The organism is Streptococcus parasanguinis (assembly GCF_047463195.1).
GTDB lineage: Bacteria > Bacillota > Bacilli > Lactobacillales > Streptococcaceae > Streptococcus > Streptococcus parasanguinis_R.
Window position 1 is genome coordinate 96,451 of the sequence record NZ_JASHEI010000001.1, and the last position, 16,962, is coordinate 113,412.

The 16,962-nt window shown below is 40.9% G+C and carries 19 protein-coding genes and 1 other annotated feature; all 19 genes read left to right on the plus strand.

Annotated features, from left to right (window positions below):
* Positions 1-4 precede the first annotated feature (4 nt).
* Positions 5-1,147: a cysteine desulfurase family protein gene (locus tag QM870_RS00425; protein ID WP_414368024.1), complete on the plus strand. Its 1,143-nt coding sequence runs from the start codon at positions 5-7 to the stop codon at positions 1,145-1,147.
* An 18-nt stretch (positions 1,148-1,165) separates the two neighbouring features.
* On the plus strand, positions 1,166-2,386 hold the full coding sequence (thiI, locus tag QM870_RS00430; RefSeq protein WP_414368025.1) for a tRNA uracil 4-sulfurtransferase ThiI: 1,221 nt from the start codon (positions 1,166-1,168) through the stop codon (positions 2,384-2,386).
* A gap of 52 nt (positions 2,387-2,438) precedes the next feature.
* The gene (locus QM870_RS00435; RefSeq protein ID WP_024055387.1) at positions 2,439-2,981 is read left to right on the plus strand and encodes a membrane lipoprotein lipid attachment site-containing protein; all 543 of its coding nucleotides are present in this window, start codon (positions 2,439-2,441) and stop codon (positions 2,979-2,981) included.
* Positions 2,982-3,118: 137 nt separating this feature from the next.
* Positions 3,119-3,206 (plus strand) — a sequence feature (ribosomal protein L21 leader region).
* A gap of 34 nt (positions 3,207-3,240) precedes the next feature.
* Entirely contained in the window at positions 3,241-3,555 is a 315-nt protein-coding gene (rplU, locus tag QM870_RS00440) for a 50S ribosomal protein L21 (RefSeq protein WP_003007734.1), read from the plus strand.
* A gap of 15 nt (positions 3,556-3,570) precedes the next feature.
* A complete protein-coding gene (locus tag QM870_RS00445) occupies positions 3,571-3,915 on the plus strand; it encodes a ribosomal-processing cysteine protease Prp (protein ID WP_003002581.1) in 345 nt (114 codons plus the stop codon).
* 17 nt (positions 3,916-3,932) lie between these two features.
* Positions 3,933-4,226, plus strand: a complete 294-nt coding sequence (gene rpmA, locus QM870_RS00450) for a 50S ribosomal protein L27 (protein ID WP_003002805.1) — start codon at positions 3,933-3,935, stop codon at positions 4,224-4,226.
* 212 nt (positions 4,227-4,438) lie between these two features.
* A complete protein-coding gene (locus tag QM870_RS00455; protein WP_201037582.1) occupies positions 4,439-5,185 on the plus strand; it encodes a DeoR/GlpR family DNA-binding transcription regulator in 747 nt (248 codons plus the stop codon).
* 447 nt (positions 5,186-5,632) lie between these two features.
* Positions 5,633-6,109: a PTS sugar transporter subunit IIA gene (locus tag QM870_RS00460; RefSeq protein ID WP_023918370.1), complete on the plus strand. Its 477-nt coding sequence runs from the start codon at positions 5,633-5,635 to the stop codon at positions 6,107-6,109.
* 35 nt (positions 6,110-6,144) lie between these two features.
* Complete coding sequence (locus QM870_RS00465; protein WP_003002828.1) at positions 6,145-6,450, plus strand: PTS sugar transporter subunit IIB; 306 nt, start codon at positions 6,145-6,147, stop codon at positions 6,448-6,450.
* A gap of 98 nt (positions 6,451-6,548) precedes the next feature.
* Positions 6,549-8,024 carry a PTS galactitol transporter subunit IIC gene (locus QM870_RS00470; RefSeq protein ID WP_254726821.1) on the plus strand — a complete coding sequence of 492 codons (1,476 nt, stop codon included), beginning with the start codon at positions 6,549-6,551 and terminating at the stop codon, positions 8,022-8,024.
* Between the two features lie 201 nt (positions 8,025-8,225).
* Entirely contained in the window at positions 8,226-8,651 is a 426-nt protein-coding gene (lacA, locus tag QM870_RS00475; RefSeq protein ID WP_003007724.1) for a galactose-6-phosphate isomerase subunit LacA, read from the plus strand.
* A gap of 16 nt (positions 8,652-8,667) precedes the next feature.
* Positions 8,668-9,183, plus strand: coding sequence for a galactose-6-phosphate isomerase subunit LacB (lacB, locus tag QM870_RS00480; RefSeq protein ID WP_003002763.1), 516 nt, complete (start codon positions 8,668-8,670; stop codon positions 9,181-9,183).
* 10 nt (positions 9,184-9,193) lie between these two features.
* Positions 9,194-10,123 carry a tagatose-6-phosphate kinase gene (locus tag QM870_RS00485; RefSeq protein WP_023918367.1) on the plus strand — a complete coding sequence of 310 codons (930 nt, stop codon included), beginning with the start codon at positions 9,194-9,196 and terminating at the stop codon, positions 10,121-10,123.
* Between the two features lies 1 nt (position 10,124).
* Complete coding sequence (gene lacD, locus QM870_RS00490; protein WP_414368028.1) at positions 10,125-11,105, plus strand: tagatose-bisphosphate aldolase; 981 nt, start codon at positions 10,125-10,127, stop codon at positions 11,103-11,105.
* A 450-nt stretch (positions 11,106-11,555) separates the two neighbouring features.
* Positions 11,556-12,389, plus strand: coding sequence for a PRD domain-containing protein (locus QM870_RS00495; RefSeq protein ID WP_023918365.1), 834 nt, complete (start codon positions 11,556-11,558; stop codon positions 12,387-12,389).
* Between the two features lie 34 nt (positions 12,390-12,423).
* Complete coding sequence (locus QM870_RS00500) at positions 12,424-12,741, plus strand: PTS lactose/cellobiose transporter subunit IIA (RefSeq protein WP_003007713.1); 318 nt, start codon at positions 12,424-12,426, stop codon at positions 12,739-12,741.
* Entirely contained in the window at positions 12,741-14,438 is a 1,698-nt protein-coding gene (locus QM870_RS00505; RefSeq protein WP_023918364.1) for a lactose-specific PTS transporter subunit EIIC, read from the plus strand. The genes QM870_RS00500 and QM870_RS00505 overlap by 1 nt, the downstream gene beginning before the upstream one ends.
* A gap of 87 nt (positions 14,439-14,525) precedes the next feature.
* The gene (lacG, locus tag QM870_RS00510; protein WP_049474595.1) at positions 14,526-15,932 is read left to right on the plus strand and encodes a 6-phospho-beta-galactosidase; all 1,407 of its coding nucleotides are present in this window, start codon (positions 14,526-14,528) and stop codon (positions 15,930-15,932) included.
* Between the two features lie 127 nt (positions 15,933-16,059).
* Entirely contained in the window at positions 16,060-16,962 is a 903-nt protein-coding gene (locus tag QM870_RS00515; RefSeq protein WP_003001728.1) for a LysR family transcriptional regulator, read from the plus strand.

The window sequence follows — 16,962 nt, forward strand, 5'->3', positions numbered from 1 at the left end:
GGACATGATTTATTTTGACAATTCAGCAACGACCAAACCTTATCCAGAAGCCCTTGCGACTTATACAGAGGTAGCGACTCGGATCTGGGGCAACCCTTCTAGTTTGCACAATCTAGGTAGTCAAGCTACTCGTATTTTAGAAGCTTCTCGGAAACAAATTGCGGAGCTAATTGGCAAGAAAGCTGAGGAAATTTACTTCACGTCTGGTGGGACAGAAGGGGACAACTGGGTCCTCAAGGGTGTCGCATTTGAGAAAGCTCCTTATGGCAAGCATATCATTGTCTCTGACATCGAGCATCCCGCCATCAAGGAATCAGCTGCTTGGCTCAAAACACAGGGATTCGAAGTGGATTACGCTCCAGTAGATGCGCGTGGCTTTGTCAAGGTAGATGCCTTGGCTAGTCTTCTCCGTCCAGATACGACCTTGGTCTCTGTCATGGCCGTCAACAATGAGATTGGTTCTATCCAGCCCATCCATGACATCGCTGCTCTTCTGGAAGATCGCCCAACTATTAGTTTCCATGTCGATGCGGTTCAAGCTTTGGCAAAGGTAGCAACAGAAGTTTATCTACCAGAGCGCGTGGACTTCGCAACCTTCTCTAGTCACAAATTCCATGGACTTCGCGGAGTCGGCTTTGTCTACATCAAAGAAGGCAAAAAGATCACCCCTCTCTTAACCGGAGGTGGTCAAGAAAAAGAAATGCGCTCGACAACCGAGAACGTGGCAGGCATCGCAGCAACAGCAAAAGCCCTACGCTTAGCTATGGAAAACCAAGAAGCTTTTGCCAACAAGACCCAGCAGATGAAAGAAGTCATCCGCAAAGAATTGGCCAACTATCCAGATGTCACCATCTTTTCTGGTGAGGATCACTTTGCGCCTCACATCTTGACTTTCGGGATCAAGGGAGTTCGTGGAGAAGTAGTGGTCCATGCCTTTGAAGAGTTTGATATTTACATCTCGACAACCAGTGCTTGCTCGTCCAAAGCTGGTAAGCCAGCTGGAACCTTGATTGCTATGGGAGTGGATAAGAGTATCGCACAGACAGCTGTTCGCCTCAGTCTCGATATTGAAAATGACATGAGCCAAGTCGAGCAATTCTTGACCAAGTTCAAACTGATTTACGAACAAACACGAAAAGTACGTTAATTTTAGAAGGAAATCAATATGACCTTAACCTATTCAGAAATTATGATTCGCTATGGAGAGCTTTCTACTAAAGGAAAGAACCGCATGCGCTTCATCAATAAACTTCGCAATAATATCCAAGATGTTTTATCTATTTATCCAGCTGTCAAAGTGACAGCGGACCGCGATCGGGCCCATGCTTATCTACATGGGACGGATTATGAGCCGGTGGCAGAATCCCTCAAGCAAGTTTTTGGAATCCAAAATTTTTCACCTGTTTACAAGATTGAAAAATCAGTACCAGCCTTAAAAGCGGCAGTGCAAGGGATTATGAAGGAGATATACAAGGAAGGCTTGACCTTTAAAATCTCAAGTAAGCGGAGTGACCATACCTTTGAGCTCGATAGCCGTGAACTCAATCAAACCCTAGGTGGAGCTGTCTTTGAAGCCATCCCAACGATTCAGGCTCAGATGAAAAAGCCAGATATCAATCTGCAAGTCGAAATCCGAGAAGAAGCAGCCTACATCTCTTATGAAACCATCAAGGGAGCAGGAGGTCTTCCGGTTGGGACTTCTGGGAAAGGGATGCTCATGCTATCTGGTGGGATCGACTCTCCAGTAGCTGGCTACTTAGCCTTGAAGCGTGGGGTGGATATCGAGGCGGTTCACTTTGCGAGCCCCCCTTATACCAGCCCAGGTGCCTTGAAAAAAGCCCATGACTTAACACGGAAGTTGACCAAGTTTGGGGGCAATATCCAATTTATCGAAGTGCCCTTCACAGAGATCCAAGAGGAAATCAAGGCAAAAGCACCGGAAGCTTATCTCATGACCTTGACCCGCCGCTTTATGATGCGCATCACAGATCGTATTCGCGAGGTTCGCGGTGGTTTGGTGATTATCAATGGTGAAAGCTTAGGACAAGTGGCTAGTCAAACCTTAGAGAGTATGCAGGCCATCAATGCGGTAACCAATACACCAGTTATCCGTCCGGTGGTGACCATGGACAAGTTGGAAATCATAGATATTGCCCAAGAGATTGATACCTTTGAAATCTCTATCCAACCGTTTGAAGACTGTTGTACCATCTTTGCACCAGATCGTCCAAAGACTAATCCGAAACTCAAAAATGCAGAGCAGTATGAGCAACGGTTGGATGTGGAAGCCTTAGTTGAGCGAGCTGTAGCAGGCATCATCGTAACAGAGGTCACACCAAAAGTAGAAAAAGACGAGGTTGATGACCTGATTGAGGATTTGCTATAGGAGAGACTGGGCGTATCCAGCCTCTTTTTCTAACCAACTTAAAGGAGACAAGATGAAAAAAATTATCGTATTAATGACAAGTTTGCTTCTGTTGACAGGCTGTGTCAAAGTATCGTTTACTGGCCCGAAAAAAGAAGAGAAGACTAGCCAATCAAGCAATAGAAAAAAAGAACCCCTCACATTTGTCAGGGCCGAGCAGTATAAAGACCAGGACAACGAAGTTTTGGAAGCGTCTGAGAAATTTATCAAGGAACATCCAACGCTTGGAGAAGCTGGAAAATTATTTGTCTTTTTTCCAGGATATACCTTTGGAAATGAGGAAAATCGCTTCGCCTTATTCTTTATTGTGAATCGTACCACCACAACCATCGATCGTGATGGATCCTTTGTCCTGAATTTGGAATATGATGGAGAGCCACTTTTTAAAGATGTCACAGTTGACTATGAAGTGAGCGAATCGGGTGTGTTAAAACCCAATACTGCTGCAGCGATTCCGATAAAAATTACTAAGGAACAAGAAGAAAAAATGAAGGGGATGAACGATTCGTCTAAAGCCAAAATGAGCTTTAATGACTTTAAATTTAAGGATAAGTAGATGAAAGCCGGTTTTGAATGCGATCTTAAACTACAAGATAAAAAAAATAGATTTTTCAAAGAAAATTCGCTTTCAAAGCGCAAAAATACTTGTCTTTGTCTGATAGAAGTGATATACTTAGAGAGTTGACTATGCACATGCCTGTGCAACCGCTCGAACATCGTCGCTCATTTCCATGAGAGTAAGTGGTTCGTCCCACGATGCTAGGCGAGTCTTCACAAAAATACGGGGAAACCCAAAAATACATAGGAGGTGCATAATGAGCACATACGCAATCATTAAAACTGGCGGAAAACAAGTTAAAGTTGAAGTTGGTCAAGCAGTCTACGTTGAAAAATTGAACGTTGAAGCTGGTCAAGAAGTTACATTTAACGAAGTTGTTCTTGTTGGTGGTGAAAACACTGTTGTCGGAACTCCACTTGTTTCAGGAGCTACTGTTGTTGGAACTGTTGAAAAACAAGGAAAACAAAAGAAAGTTGTTACTTACAAGTACAAACCTAAAAAAGGTAGCCACCGTAAACAAGGTCACCGTCAACCTTACACTAAAGTTGTCATCAACGCTATCAACGCTTAATTTTTAGGAGAACACATGATACAAGCAGTCTTTGAACGAGCCGAAGATGGCGAGCTGAGGAGTGCAGAAATCACTGGGCACGCTGGAAGCGGTGAATATGGCTTTGATGTCGTGTGTGCATCGGTTTCGACTCTAGCCATTAACTTTGTCAACTCTGTTGAGAAATTTGCAGGCTACGAACCGGATCTAGAATTAAACGAAGAAGAAGGTGGCTTCCTTCGGGTCACAATCCCGACAGATATTCCACCACATCAAAGAGAAATGACCCAACTATTCTTTGAATCATTTTTCTTAGGGATGGCAAACTTATCGGAGAACTCTTCAGAGTTCGTCCAAACAAGAGTTATCACAGAAAACTAACATGGAGGAAAACAATTATGTTGAAATTGAATCTTGCTAACTTGCAACTTTTCGCCCACAAAAAAGGTGGAGGTTCTACATCAAACGGACGTGATTCACAAGCAAAACGTCTTGGAGCTAAAGCAGCTGATGGACAAACTGTAACAGGTGGATCTATCCTTTACCGTCAACGCGGTACACACATCTACCCAGGTGTGAACGTTGGACGTGGTGGAGACGATACTTTGTTCGCAAAAGTTGAAGGCGTAGTACGCTTCGAACGTAAAGGTCGCGATAAAAAACAAGTTTCTGTTTACCCAATCGCAAAATAAAAAGGTTTTCTAAACCTTTTTGTCCCGAGCCTGATCTAAAGGTAAGGAAGCTAGAAATAGCAAAATTAAAGCTTTCTGATTTGTCAGAAGGCTTTTTTCTTTTATTTATTTAAAAATACCATGTTTACTCCTGTTAATATAATGTTTGAATTTGTGTTTTTTGAAAAATGTAGTATAATAGAGACAAATATAGTAGGAATGGAAGTAGTACCATGAAAGATAGCAGACATGTTGAAATTCTTCAGGAACTGGATCGAAAAAGTGTGGTATCAGTCAAAGAACTCAAGGAACTCTTTGGGGTGACAGACATGACCATTCGTCGCGATCTAATCGATCTTGAAAAACAAGGTCTTTTAGTTCGTGTCCATGGTGGAGCCCACAAAAAGGTAAAAGATAGTTTGTTAGAGGCTTCTCACAGTGAGAAAAATCTCATCAATATTGATGAGAAACGAACCATTGCAAAAAAATGTGCAGAGTTGATCGAAAATGGGGATACCGTCTTTATTGGGTCTGGTACGACAACAGATTTTATCGGCGACTATTTAGAAGGAAAGGAAATCAGTATTGTCACCAATTCCCTCCCCATTTTTGAAAAGCTAAAGGATTTTCCAAATTATGACCTGATCTTAGTTGGTGGTCGCTACCGGGTGAAGACACAAACTTTTGTCGGTCAATTTGCCAATAAACTCTTGAAAGAAATCAAGGTTTCTAAAGCTTTCATTGGGGTCAATGGCATCGATGGGCATCATGTTTCCACAGCCAATGAAGAAGAAGGAAATGGTAATGCTATTATTCTTAACAATGCAATTGAGAAATATGTGGTTGCCGATAACAGTAAGTTTGATAGCTATTCTTTCTATAGTTTCTATCGAGTGGAAGACCTGAATGCCATTATTACTGATGATAGTATTCCAAAGAAGATCAAAGACAAATACGGCTTGTATACGAAAATCATATAAAATCAGAGGCTGGGACAAAAGTCCTAGCCTCTCAATTGTCTTTGGATTGTCGAGCAAGACGCAGTGGTTGAGTGCTCAAAGCACTGCTTTGAGGTGGCGGATAGAACTTGCGAAGCAAGTATCCTAAGTCTTTGTTCGCTTTTAAAGCTTCAAAGATGCCCTATGTTGACGGAAACTATGTTTCCTTTATCTGCAACCTTCAACAGTCTCCCAGACTGTTGAAGCTGTGCGGAGGTGGGACGACGAAATCGAATTCTAACGAATGACCGATTTCTGTCCCACTCTCTTTTTACTGATTTAATGATGTTGGAAAATGACGGATAGAAAGCGCTTTAGAGTAATATACAAACAAAATTAAACAAATTTAGACAAAAAATGATTGACAATCAATCAATATAGTGATATACTGAAGCTATAAATAAATAGTTAGATAAGGAGGTGGCAACAATGGGATTAAATCAACTCTTTAACAAAGATCTTGTGTTTTGCCTACATGCCAAGGATCAAACAGATCTCTTTGAGCAGGTAGCAAGCTTATTGGAAGAGCGACAGATTGTGACACCAACCTATCGTTCCGCTTTGATTGAGCGTGAAAAGTCTTTCCCGACTGGATTAGACATGGAATTTCTTGGTAAGGACTTACCAAATGTGGCGATCCCGCACACAGACATTGTCCATAATCTCACTGAGAATGTGGTTGTGGTTCGTTTGGATCAACCTGTAACCTTCCATAATATGATTGCTCCAGATAAGGAAGTTCAAGTTTCACTCTTATTCTTCATTATCAATAATACGAGCTCAAGCCAAACCAATATTTTGGCCCAGCTGATGGATTTCTTTACATCCAATGGAAATCTCGAAGCTCTATCAAAATTAGATAGTGAAGATAAGCTTTATCAATACATTACGGAAACTATTTCCTAAAACATTCGTAAATATTTATAATGGAGGACATCCAAATGATTAAAATTTTAGCTGCCTGTGGTGCAGGCGTTAACTCTAGCCACCAAATTAAGAATGCGTTGGAAGAAGAGTTGTCAAACCGTGGTTATGATGTGCGTTGTGACGCTGTCATGGTCAAAGACGTCAATGAAGATTTGATTTCTGGTTATGACATCTTTACTCCAATTGCTGCAACTGATTTGGGATTCGATCCTGGTATTCCAGTGGTAGAAGCAGGACCAATCTTGTTCCGTATTCCAGCGATGAGTGCGCCAGTCTTTGATAACATCGAAGCTGCTATTAAAGAACATGGATTAAGTTAATATTTTTTTAAACACGATTGTAAGCGTTATCCAATTATAAAATTGGGAACACTTTAAGCTGTAAATTACAAAAAATTCATAAATCGGGAGGATTTATTATGAATGGAATTATAGATTTTGCCAATAAATTTTTCAAACCCATCCTAGACATGGGTGGTCCGATCATCATGTTAATCATTTTGACGGTTTTGGCCCTCTTGTTTGGAGTGAAATTCTCTAAAGCCCTTGAAGGTGGTATTAAACTTGCCATCGCCCTTACTGGTATCGGTGCAATCATCGGTATGTTGAATGGAGCCTTCTCAGCTTCTCTTGCAAAATTTGTTGAGAATACAGGTATCCAATTGACTATTACTGACGTTGGTTGGGCTCCACTTGCAACCATCACATGGGGTTCTGCCTGGACGCTCTACTTCTTGTTGGTGATGCTGATTGTCAACATCGTGATGTTGCTAATTAAGAAAACTGACACACTTGATGTCGACATCTTCGATATTTGGCACTTGTCAATCACTGGTCTTTTGATCAAATGGTATGCTGATAAGAATGGTGTTAGTGCAGGGGTATCCCTCTTTGTTGCAACTCTTGCCGTTGTCCTTGTAGGGGTTATGAAAATCATCAATTCAGACTTGATGAAACCAACATTTGATGATTTGTTGAATGCACCAAGTTCATCACCTATGACATCTACTCACATGAACTACATGATGAACCCAATCATCATGGTCTTGGATAAAATCTTTGACAAATTCTTCCCAGGTCTTGATAAATACGACTTCGATGCTGCTAAATTGAACAAGAAGATCGGTTTCTGGGGATCTAAATTCTTTATCGGTTTCCTTCTTGGTATCGTCATCGGTATCATGGGTACTCCACATCCAGTTGCTAATGTTGCTGATGCTGACAAATGGGAATTGGTTATTAAAGGTTGGTTGAGCCTTGGTTTGACTGCCGGTGTCTGCTTGGAATTGTTCTCATTGATCGGTTCTTGGTTCATCGCAGCGGTAGAACCATTGTCACAAGGTATTACAAACGTTGCTACGAAACGTCTTCAAGGACGTAAATTCAACATCGGTTTGGACTGGCCATTTATCGCTGGTCGTGCTGAAATCTGGGCTTGTGCCAACGTACTTGCACCAATCATGTTGATCGAAGCAGTGCTTCTTTCTAAAGTCGGAAATGGTATCTTGCCACTTGCTGGTATCATCGCAATGGGTGTAACTCCAGCCTTGTTGGTTGTTACACGCGGTAAATTGATCCGTATGATCATCTTCGGAAGCCTTCTCTTGCCACTCTTCCTTCTTTCAGGTACATTGATTGCACCATTTGCAACTCAATTGGCTAAGAGTGTTGATGCCTTCCCTAAAGGAGTAGCATCTACTCAATTAATCACTCACTCAACTCTTGAAGGGCCAGTTGAAAAATTGCTCGGTTGGACAATCGGTAACGCAACAACAGGTGATATCAAATTTATCTTTGGTGTAGTTGCCTTCTTGGCATTCTATATCGGAATCTTCGCTTGGTACAGAAAACAAATGATCAAACGTAATGAAGAATATGTAGCAAATGCTAAATAATCATCACATGTAGTTTGAAAACTGACACCATATCTTTTCTAGATATGGTGTTTTTATTTTAAAAAATGTTCGAAAATAAACAATTTAATGTTGACTTTCGTTCGAAATAGGTGTAATATAATATCAAAAGTAAGAAAATGTTTCTTTGTGAAAAATTAACAACAGGAATATTTGCTGAAACAAACAAAAGGAGGACAGGACATGTCTATTGTAATTGGTGCAGATGCTGCAGGATTAAGATTAAAAGATCTCGTGAAAGAGTTTCTTGTAAAGGAAAACTTCGATGTTGTAGATGTAACTGCTGAAGGTCAAGATTTTGTAGATGTGACACTTGCAGTTGCGAGCGAAGTGAACAAAAACGATCAAAATCTTGGAATCGTGATTGATGCTTATGGAGCTGGTCCATTTATGGTTGCGACTAAAATCAAAGGAATGGTGGCAGCAGAAGTTTCAGATGAACGTTCTGCTTATATGACACGTGGACACAACAATTCTCGAATGATTACCATGGGAGCTGAAATTGTTGGGGATGAATTGGCGAAAAACATTGCCAAAGGCTTCGTCAATGGTAAATACGACGGCGGCCGTCACCAAATCCGTGTTGATATGTTGAATAAGATGTGCTAATGAGAGGAGAATTCAAATGAGAATTGCAATTGGTTGTGATCACATTGTGACAAATGAAAAAATGGCTGTTTCTGATTTTTTGAAATCAAAAGGATACGAAGTGCTCGACTTTGGGACTTATGACCATACACGTACCCACTATCCAATCTTTGGTAAGAAAGTCGGTGAAGCCGTAGCAAGTGGCCAAGCAGATCTTGGTGTTTGTATCTGTGGTACTGGTGTTGGGATTAACAATGCTGTTAACAAAGTACCTGGTATCCGTTCTGCCTTAGTACGCGATATGACAACTGCTCTTTATGCAAAAGAAGAATTGAACGCGAATGTCATCGGGTTTGGTGGTAAAATTACTGGTGAATTGCTCATGTGCGATATCATTGAAGCATTCATCCACGCTGAATACAAACCAACTGAAGAAAATAAAAAATTGATCGCTAAGATCCAACATGTGGAAACCCATAATGCTCATCAAGCGGATGCTGATTTCTTTACAGAATTCCTTGAAAAATGGGACCGTGGTGAATACCACGACTAAGAGGTGACGTATGATATTAACGGTCACGATGAACCCTTCGATTGATATTTCTTATCCTTTGGATGTACTCCAGTTGGATACAGTCAATCGTGTAGCTGAGGTGAGTAAGACAGCTGGTGGGAAAGGTCTTAACGTTACTCGTGTACTTTCTGAGATAAAGGATCCAGTGGCAACGACTGGCCTACTTGGTGGTCGGACGGGGCAATTCATTCTCGATCATTTAGGAGAAGGGATAGAGGAACGTTTCTTTGAAATTGCTGGAGATACACGTAATTGTATCGCCATCCTTCACGAAGGCAAGCAAACAGAAATCTTAGAAAAAGGTCCAACCATTTCTGAGAAAGAAGGCCAAGACTTTCTCGACCATTATCGTCACTTGGTTGAACAAGTAGAGGTTGTTGCCATCTCTGGAAGTCTTCCTGCTGGTTTACCAGTGGACTACTATGCTATCCTTGTCAAGATTGCAAGGGAAGCTGGGAAACCAGTCGTACTTGATTGCTCGGGAGCTTCTTTAGAAGCTGCCATTCAAGCAGCTGTCAAGCCTACGGTCATTAAACCAAACAATGAAGAATTATCACAGTTGTTAGGAAAAGAAGTGAGTAAGAATGTGGAAGACTTAAAAGAAGTTCTTCAGGATTCTCTCTTTGATGGCATCGAATGGGTGATTGTCTCCCTTGGTGCAAATGGCGCTTTCGCTAAACATGGGGATGTCTTCTATAAGGTAGATATTCCTAAGATTGATGTCGTCAATCCAGTTGGATCTGGTGATTCGACTGTTGCAGGGATTGCATCTGGTCTCTATCATCATGAGAGTGACGCAGACTTGCTCAAGAAAGCAAATGTTCTTGGAATGTTAAATGCACAAGAAGCACAAACAGGACATGTCAACATGGGGCACTATGATGCCTTGTATCAACAATTAATCGTAAAAGAGGTATAAAATGGTATTAACAGAACAAAAACGCAACTATTTGGAACGTCTCAGCACAAAAGACGGTGTCATTTCAGCTTTGGCCTTCGACCAACGTGGAGCTTTGAAACGCTTGATGGCCAAATATCAAGACACAGAACCAACAGTAGCACAAATGGAAGAATTAAAAGTCCTTGTAGCTGATGAATTGACAAAATATGCTTCATCTATGTTATTGGACCCAGAATATGGTCTACCTGCTACAAAAGCCTTGGACAAAGATGCTGGTCTCTTACTTGCCTATGAAAAAACAGGTTACGATACATCAAGCACCAAGCGCTTGCCAGACTGCTTGAACCTTTGGTCAGCAAAACGCATCAAAGAACAAGGCGCAGATGCTGTGAAGTTCTTGCTCTACTATGATGTAGACAGTGCAGATGAACTCAACCAAGAAAAACAAGCTTATATCGAACGCATCGGTTCAGAATGTGTGGCAGAAGACATTCCATTCTTCCTTGAAATCTTGGCTTATGATGAAGGAATTGCAGATGCAACCTCTGCTGAATATGCGAAATTGAAACCTCGTAAGGTGATTGAGGCTATGAAAGTCTTCTCAGATCCTCGTTTCAATATCGATGTCTTGAAAGTGGAGGTTCCAGTTAATGTGAACTTCGTGAAAGGATTTGGAGAAGGAGAAGTTGTCTATAGTCGTGAAGAAGCAGCTGCTTTCTTCAAAGAACAAGAAGAAGCAACCAACCTTCCATACATCTACCTCAGTGCAGGTGTATCTGCAAAACTCTTCCAAGAAACCTTGGAATTTGCTCATGCATCTGGTGCAAACTTCAACGGCGTTCTTTGTGGACGTGCGACATGGGCAGGTTCAGTAGAAGCTTACATCAAAGATGGAGAAGCAGCTGCTCGTGAATGGCTTCGTACAGAAGGGCGTCAAAATATTGAAGAATTGAACGCAGTCTTGGATAAAGTAGCAACACCTTGGACAGAACGCGTATAAGATTCAATGATGATTGCCTCCTAAAGCAACAGTTAGAGAGTGGGACAGTAATCGGTCATTCGGTAGAATTCGATTTCGTCGTCCCACCTCCGCACAGTTGAGTAGGGCTGTAAAAGCTGATGAAATCAGCGTAGTAGAGCCCACTCAACCACTGCGTCTTGCTCGACAATCCAAAGATGATTGAGAGGCTAGGACTTTTATCCCAGCCTCTTCATTATTTCAAGGTCTTGTTTATTTTTTATAAAAAAATGTTTAAAAATTTTCGCTGTAAGGGTTTACAAAACAAAAAGTTTATGATAGAATAAGTTTATAAGTTGAATAGCAGTGAGCGTTACTAAGTTAGATTAGGCGTGACCACAAGTAGACTGAACAATTAGTGTATGCTAGTTTTTTCAGTTGCTTCGTGGTCATTTTTATTTGCTTTTAACAAATTTTACAAAGGAGAGCCTCATGTATCGTATTATCCATCCAATGAACAATAATGTTGCTTTGGTTCAAAATGAACTACAACAAGAGTTGATTGTTATTGGGAGTGGGATTGCATTTGGGAAAAAGAAAAATGATCTAGTAGCTGATGATAAGGTCGAAAAAGTATTTCGTTTAAACACGGATGAGTCAAGAGAAAACTTTATGGCCCTTCTAAAGAATGTTCCTCTTGATTTCATTACAACCACTTATGAAGTGATTGATACCTTGTCTAAGAAATATGCCTATCCTGTTCAAGAATATATCTATGTGACATTAACAGATCACATCTTTTGTTCTTACCAGGCAGTTCAACAGGGAAGATATAAATACAGTGACCTTCCTGATGTGTCTGCTATGCATCCGATTCCCTATAAAATCGCAAAAGAAGCGATTGAGATCTTTCGAAAGCGGCTCTTGGATCAATTTCCTGACGATGAAGTGAATCGCATCGCTTATCATTTCATTAATGCACAAGGGGAAATGATTCATGAGCAAGATCCAGATGTTCAGGACCGACAAGTTATTTTGAAAGCTGTAGAAGAAAAACTAGCTCAAAATGGATTGAAACGGAAAGAAGAAAACAGTCATTTCTATGATCGCTTTATGATCCATCTCAATTATTTCCTAGATTCGCTAGATAAGGGAAGAGAAGATCCAGAAGGTTTGAGCGAGATGGAACAACTGATTCAGCTAAGTTATCCAAAGGCTTATGAGATTAGTCATCAAATCTACCAAACCATCGCTGAACAGACAGGAGCCAAGATATCTCCTAATGAAAAAGTCTATTTAGCCCTTCATATTCAACGTCTATTATAAAAATTTTCAAAAGGTATCATAAGGAGGAACCAACATGAATAAAGAAGAAGTCCAATTACTTGGCTTTGAAATTGTCGCTTATGCCGGTGACGCTCGATCAAAATTAGTGGAAGCCTTAAAAGCTGCTGAAAATGGTGATTTTGCTAAAGCAGAATCCTTAGTAGAAGAAGCGGGGTCTTGTATCGCTGAGGCTCACAAATCTCAAACGACCATGCTAGCGCATGAAGCAGCAGGAGAAGAAATCCCCTATAGCATTACCATGATGCATGGTCAAGACCATCTCATGACAACAATCCTATTAAAAGACGTGATTCACCATCTGATTGAACTATATAAAAGAGGAGCGAAATAATGAATAAACTGATTGAACTGATTGAAAAAGGGAAACCTTTCTTTGAAAAGATTTCTCGAAACAAATATTTGCGAGCGATTCGGGATGGCTTTATTGCAGGGATGCCTGTTATCCTTTTCTCATCTATCTTCATCCTAATTGCGTATGTACCAAACGCTTGGGGATTCCATTGGTCTAAAGATATTGAAACTTTCTTGATGACTCCATATAGCTATTCTATGGGCATCTTGGCCTTCTTCGTTGGTGGTACAACGGCTAAGGCTTTGACTGATTCAATGAACCGCGACCTTCCAGCAACTAACCAAATCAACTTCATTTCTACAATGTTGGCTTCTATGGTTGGCTTCTTGCTCATGGCTGCCGAACCTGCTAAAGAAGGTGGATTCTTAACAGCCTTCATGGGTACAAAAGGTCTGTTGACAGCCTTCATTGCAGCCTTTGTTACCGTTAATGTTTATAAGGTCTGTGTGAAAAATAATGTGACGATTCGCATGCCAGACGAGGTTCCACCAAATATTTCACAAGTATTTAAAGACCTGATTCCATTTACATTGTCAGTTGTACTCTTGTATGCACTTGAATTAGTTGTGAAAGCAAGCCTTCATGTAACGGTTGCTGAATCAATCGGTACCCTTCTTGCTCCACTATTCTCAGCAGCAGACGGTTATGTTGGTATTACGATTATTTTCGGTGCCTTTGCATTCTTCTGGTTTATTGGTATTCACGGCCCATCTATCGTTGAGCCTGCGATTGCAGCGATCACTTATGCAAATGCCGAAGTCAACTTGAACCTCCTTCAACAAGGTATGCACGCTGATAAGATCCTTACATCTGGTACACAAATGTTCATCGTCACTATGGGTGGTACTGGTGCAACTCTTGTTGTTCCGTTCATGTTTATGTGGTTATGTAAATCGAAACGAAATCGTGCTATTGGACGCGCTTCAGTAGTTCCTACATTCTTTGGTGTAAACGAACCAATCTTGTTTGGTGCACCACTTGTTTTGAACCCAATCTTCTTTATCCCATTCATCTTTGCACCAATTGCAAACGTATGGATCTTTAAGTTCTTTATTGAAACACTTGGCATGAACTCATTTACTGCCAACCTTCCATGGACTACACCAGGACCTCTTGGTATTGTTCTTGGTACAAACTTCCAGTTCTTATCATTCGCTCTTGCAGCATTGTTAATTGTAGTAGATATTGTTATCTACTATCCATTCCTCAAGGTTTATGATGAACAAATTCTTGAAGAAGAACGTTCAGGTAAAACTAATGATGAATTAAAAGAAAAGGTAGCTGCAAACTTTAACACTGCAAAAGCAGATGCTATTCTTGAAAAAGCTGGAGTAGATTCAGCACAAAATACAATTACTGAAGAAACAAACGTCCTCGTTCTTTGTGCTGGTGGAGGAACAAGTGGTCTTCTTGCCAATGCTTTGAATAAAGCCGCAGAAGAGTATAAAGTTCCAGTTAAAGCTGCAGCAGGTGGCTATGGAGCCCACCGTGAAATGTTGCCAGAATTTGACCTTGTTATCTTGGCGCCTCAGGTTGCTTCCAACTTCGAAGATATGAAGGCTGAAACAGATAAACTAGGCATCAAATTGGCGAAGACAGAAGGTGCTCAGTACATCAAGTTAACCCGTGATGGAAAAGGTGCTCTAGCCTTTGTTCAAGCTCAATTTGAAGAATAAGAACTAAAAAGTGAGATGGAGATGGATGGCTCACTAACTCCTCTCCCCTCGCTTTTCATTTTATCCAATCAAGAAATAGGTGAAAATATGACAAAAACACTTCCTAAAGATTTTATTTTTGGTGGCGCAACTGCAGCTTATCAGGCAGAAGGTGCGACTCATACAGACGGTAAAGGACCTGTTGCATGGGATAAATATTTAGCAGACAACTATTGGTATACTGCTGAACCAGCGAGTGATTTCTACCATAAATATCCAGTAGACTTACAGTTGGCGGAAGAATATGGCGTAAACGGAATTCGTATTTCTATTGCTTGGTCACGTATTTTCCCAACTGGCTATGGTGAAGTCAATCCAAAAGGGGTAGAATTCTATCATAAGTTATTTGCAGAATGCCATAAACGTCATGTAGAACCATTCGTAACTCTTCACCACTTTGATACTCCTGAAGCTCTTCACTCAAATGGAGACTTCTTGAATCGTGAAAATATCGAACACTTTGTAGATTATGCTGCTTTCTGTTTTGAAGAATTCCCAGAAGTCAACTACTGGACAACCTTCAATGAAATTGGCCCAATCGGTGATGGTCAATACTTGGTTGGTAAATTCCCACCAGGTATTCAATATGACCTTGCCAAAGTCTTCCAATCTCACCACAATATGATGGTTTCTCATGCACGTGCTGTGAAATTGTACAAAGACAAAGGTTATAAAGGTGAAATCGGGGTTGTTCACGCACTTCCAACTAAGTATCCATTGGATCCTAAAAATCCTGCAGACGTACGTGCTGCTGAGTTGGAAGATATCATCCACAACAAGTTTATCTTGGATGCGACTTACCTCGGACACTATTCAGATGCAACCATGGAAGGGGTAAACCACATTCTTTCAGTTAATGGTGGTAGTCTGGATCTTCGGGACGAAGACTTTGCAGCACTTGAAGCAGCTAAAGATTTGAACGACTTCCTTGGAATTAACTACTACATGAGTGATTGGATGGAAGCCTTTGATGGCGAAACAGAAATCATTCATAATGGTAAAGGGGAAAAAGGAAGCTCTAAATACCAAATCAAAGGTGTTGGACGTCGTGTAGCTCCTGACTATGTACCTCGTACTGACTGGGACTGGATCATCTACCCTCAAGGTTTGTATGATCAAATCATGCGTGTCAAGAAAGATTATCCAAATTACAAGAAGATCTACATCACTGAAAACGGACTTGGATACAAAGATGAGTTTGTGGACAATACGGTTTATGACGATGGCCGGATTGATTATGTGAAACAACACTTGGAAGTCTTGTCGGATGCGATTGCTGATGGTGCAAACGTCAAAGGATACTTCATCTGGTCTCTTATGGACGTCTTCTCTTGGTCTAATGGTTACGAAAAACGCTATGGTCTCTTCTATGTAGACTTTGAAACCCAAGAGCGCTATCCGAAGAAATCGGCTCATTGGTACAAGAAAGTAGCTGAAACTCAAGTGATTGAATAAGTATCAACTGGAACTGTTTTAGTTCCAGTTATTTTATTTTCACTTGATGAAGGTCTCTTAAACGCATCTCTTCTTTCAGCCCCTAATTTATGGTATAATAGATCGATACTGTAATAAGGAAAATAGAATGAATATACAACAATTACGATATGTAGTGGCGATTGCCAATAGTGGTACTTTTCGTGAGGCTGCTGAAAAAATGTATGTGAGTCAGCCGAGCTTGTCTATTTCAGTACGCGATCTGGAAAAGGAACTGGGCTTTAAAATTTTTCGTCGAACTAGTTCGGGGACATTTTTGACCCGTCGGGGAATGGAATTTTATGAAAAAGCGCAGGACGTGGTTAAGGGGTTTGATATTTTTCAAAATCAATATGCCAGTCCTGAAGAAGAGAAGAAAGAATTCTCTATTTCTAGTCAACACTATGACTTCTTGCCACCATTGATGACGGAATTCTCGATCCGCTATCCGGAAAATAAAAACTTCCGCATCTTTGAGTCAACGACGGTCCAAATTTTGGATGAAGTGGCTCAAGGGCATAGTGAGTTGGGGATTATTTATCTCAACCGTCAAAATACCAAGGGAATTATGCAACGGGTTGATAAATTAGGACTTGAAGTGGTGGATTTGATTCCTTTTCAGACTCATATTTACCTTCGCAAGGGACACCCTCTGGCTAAGAAGAAAAAACTGGTCATGGAAGATCTAGCTCAATTGCCAACTGTTCGCTTTACCCAAGAAAAAGATGAGTACCTCTATTATTCAGAGAACTTTGTCGATACCAGTTCGAGCTCCCAAATGTTCAATGTAACCGACCGGGCCACCTTGAATGGGATCTTGGAGCGGACAGATGCTTATGCGACAGGATCAGGCTTTTTAGATAGCCAGTCAGTGAATGGTATTACCGTGATTCCTTTAGAAGACAACTTGGACAATAAAATGGTCTATGTCAAACGCGAAGAGATGGATCTCTCCCCTGTAGCAGAGAAGTTTGTCGAGGTCATGGTAGAGTATTTTGATCAAAAGAGGTAA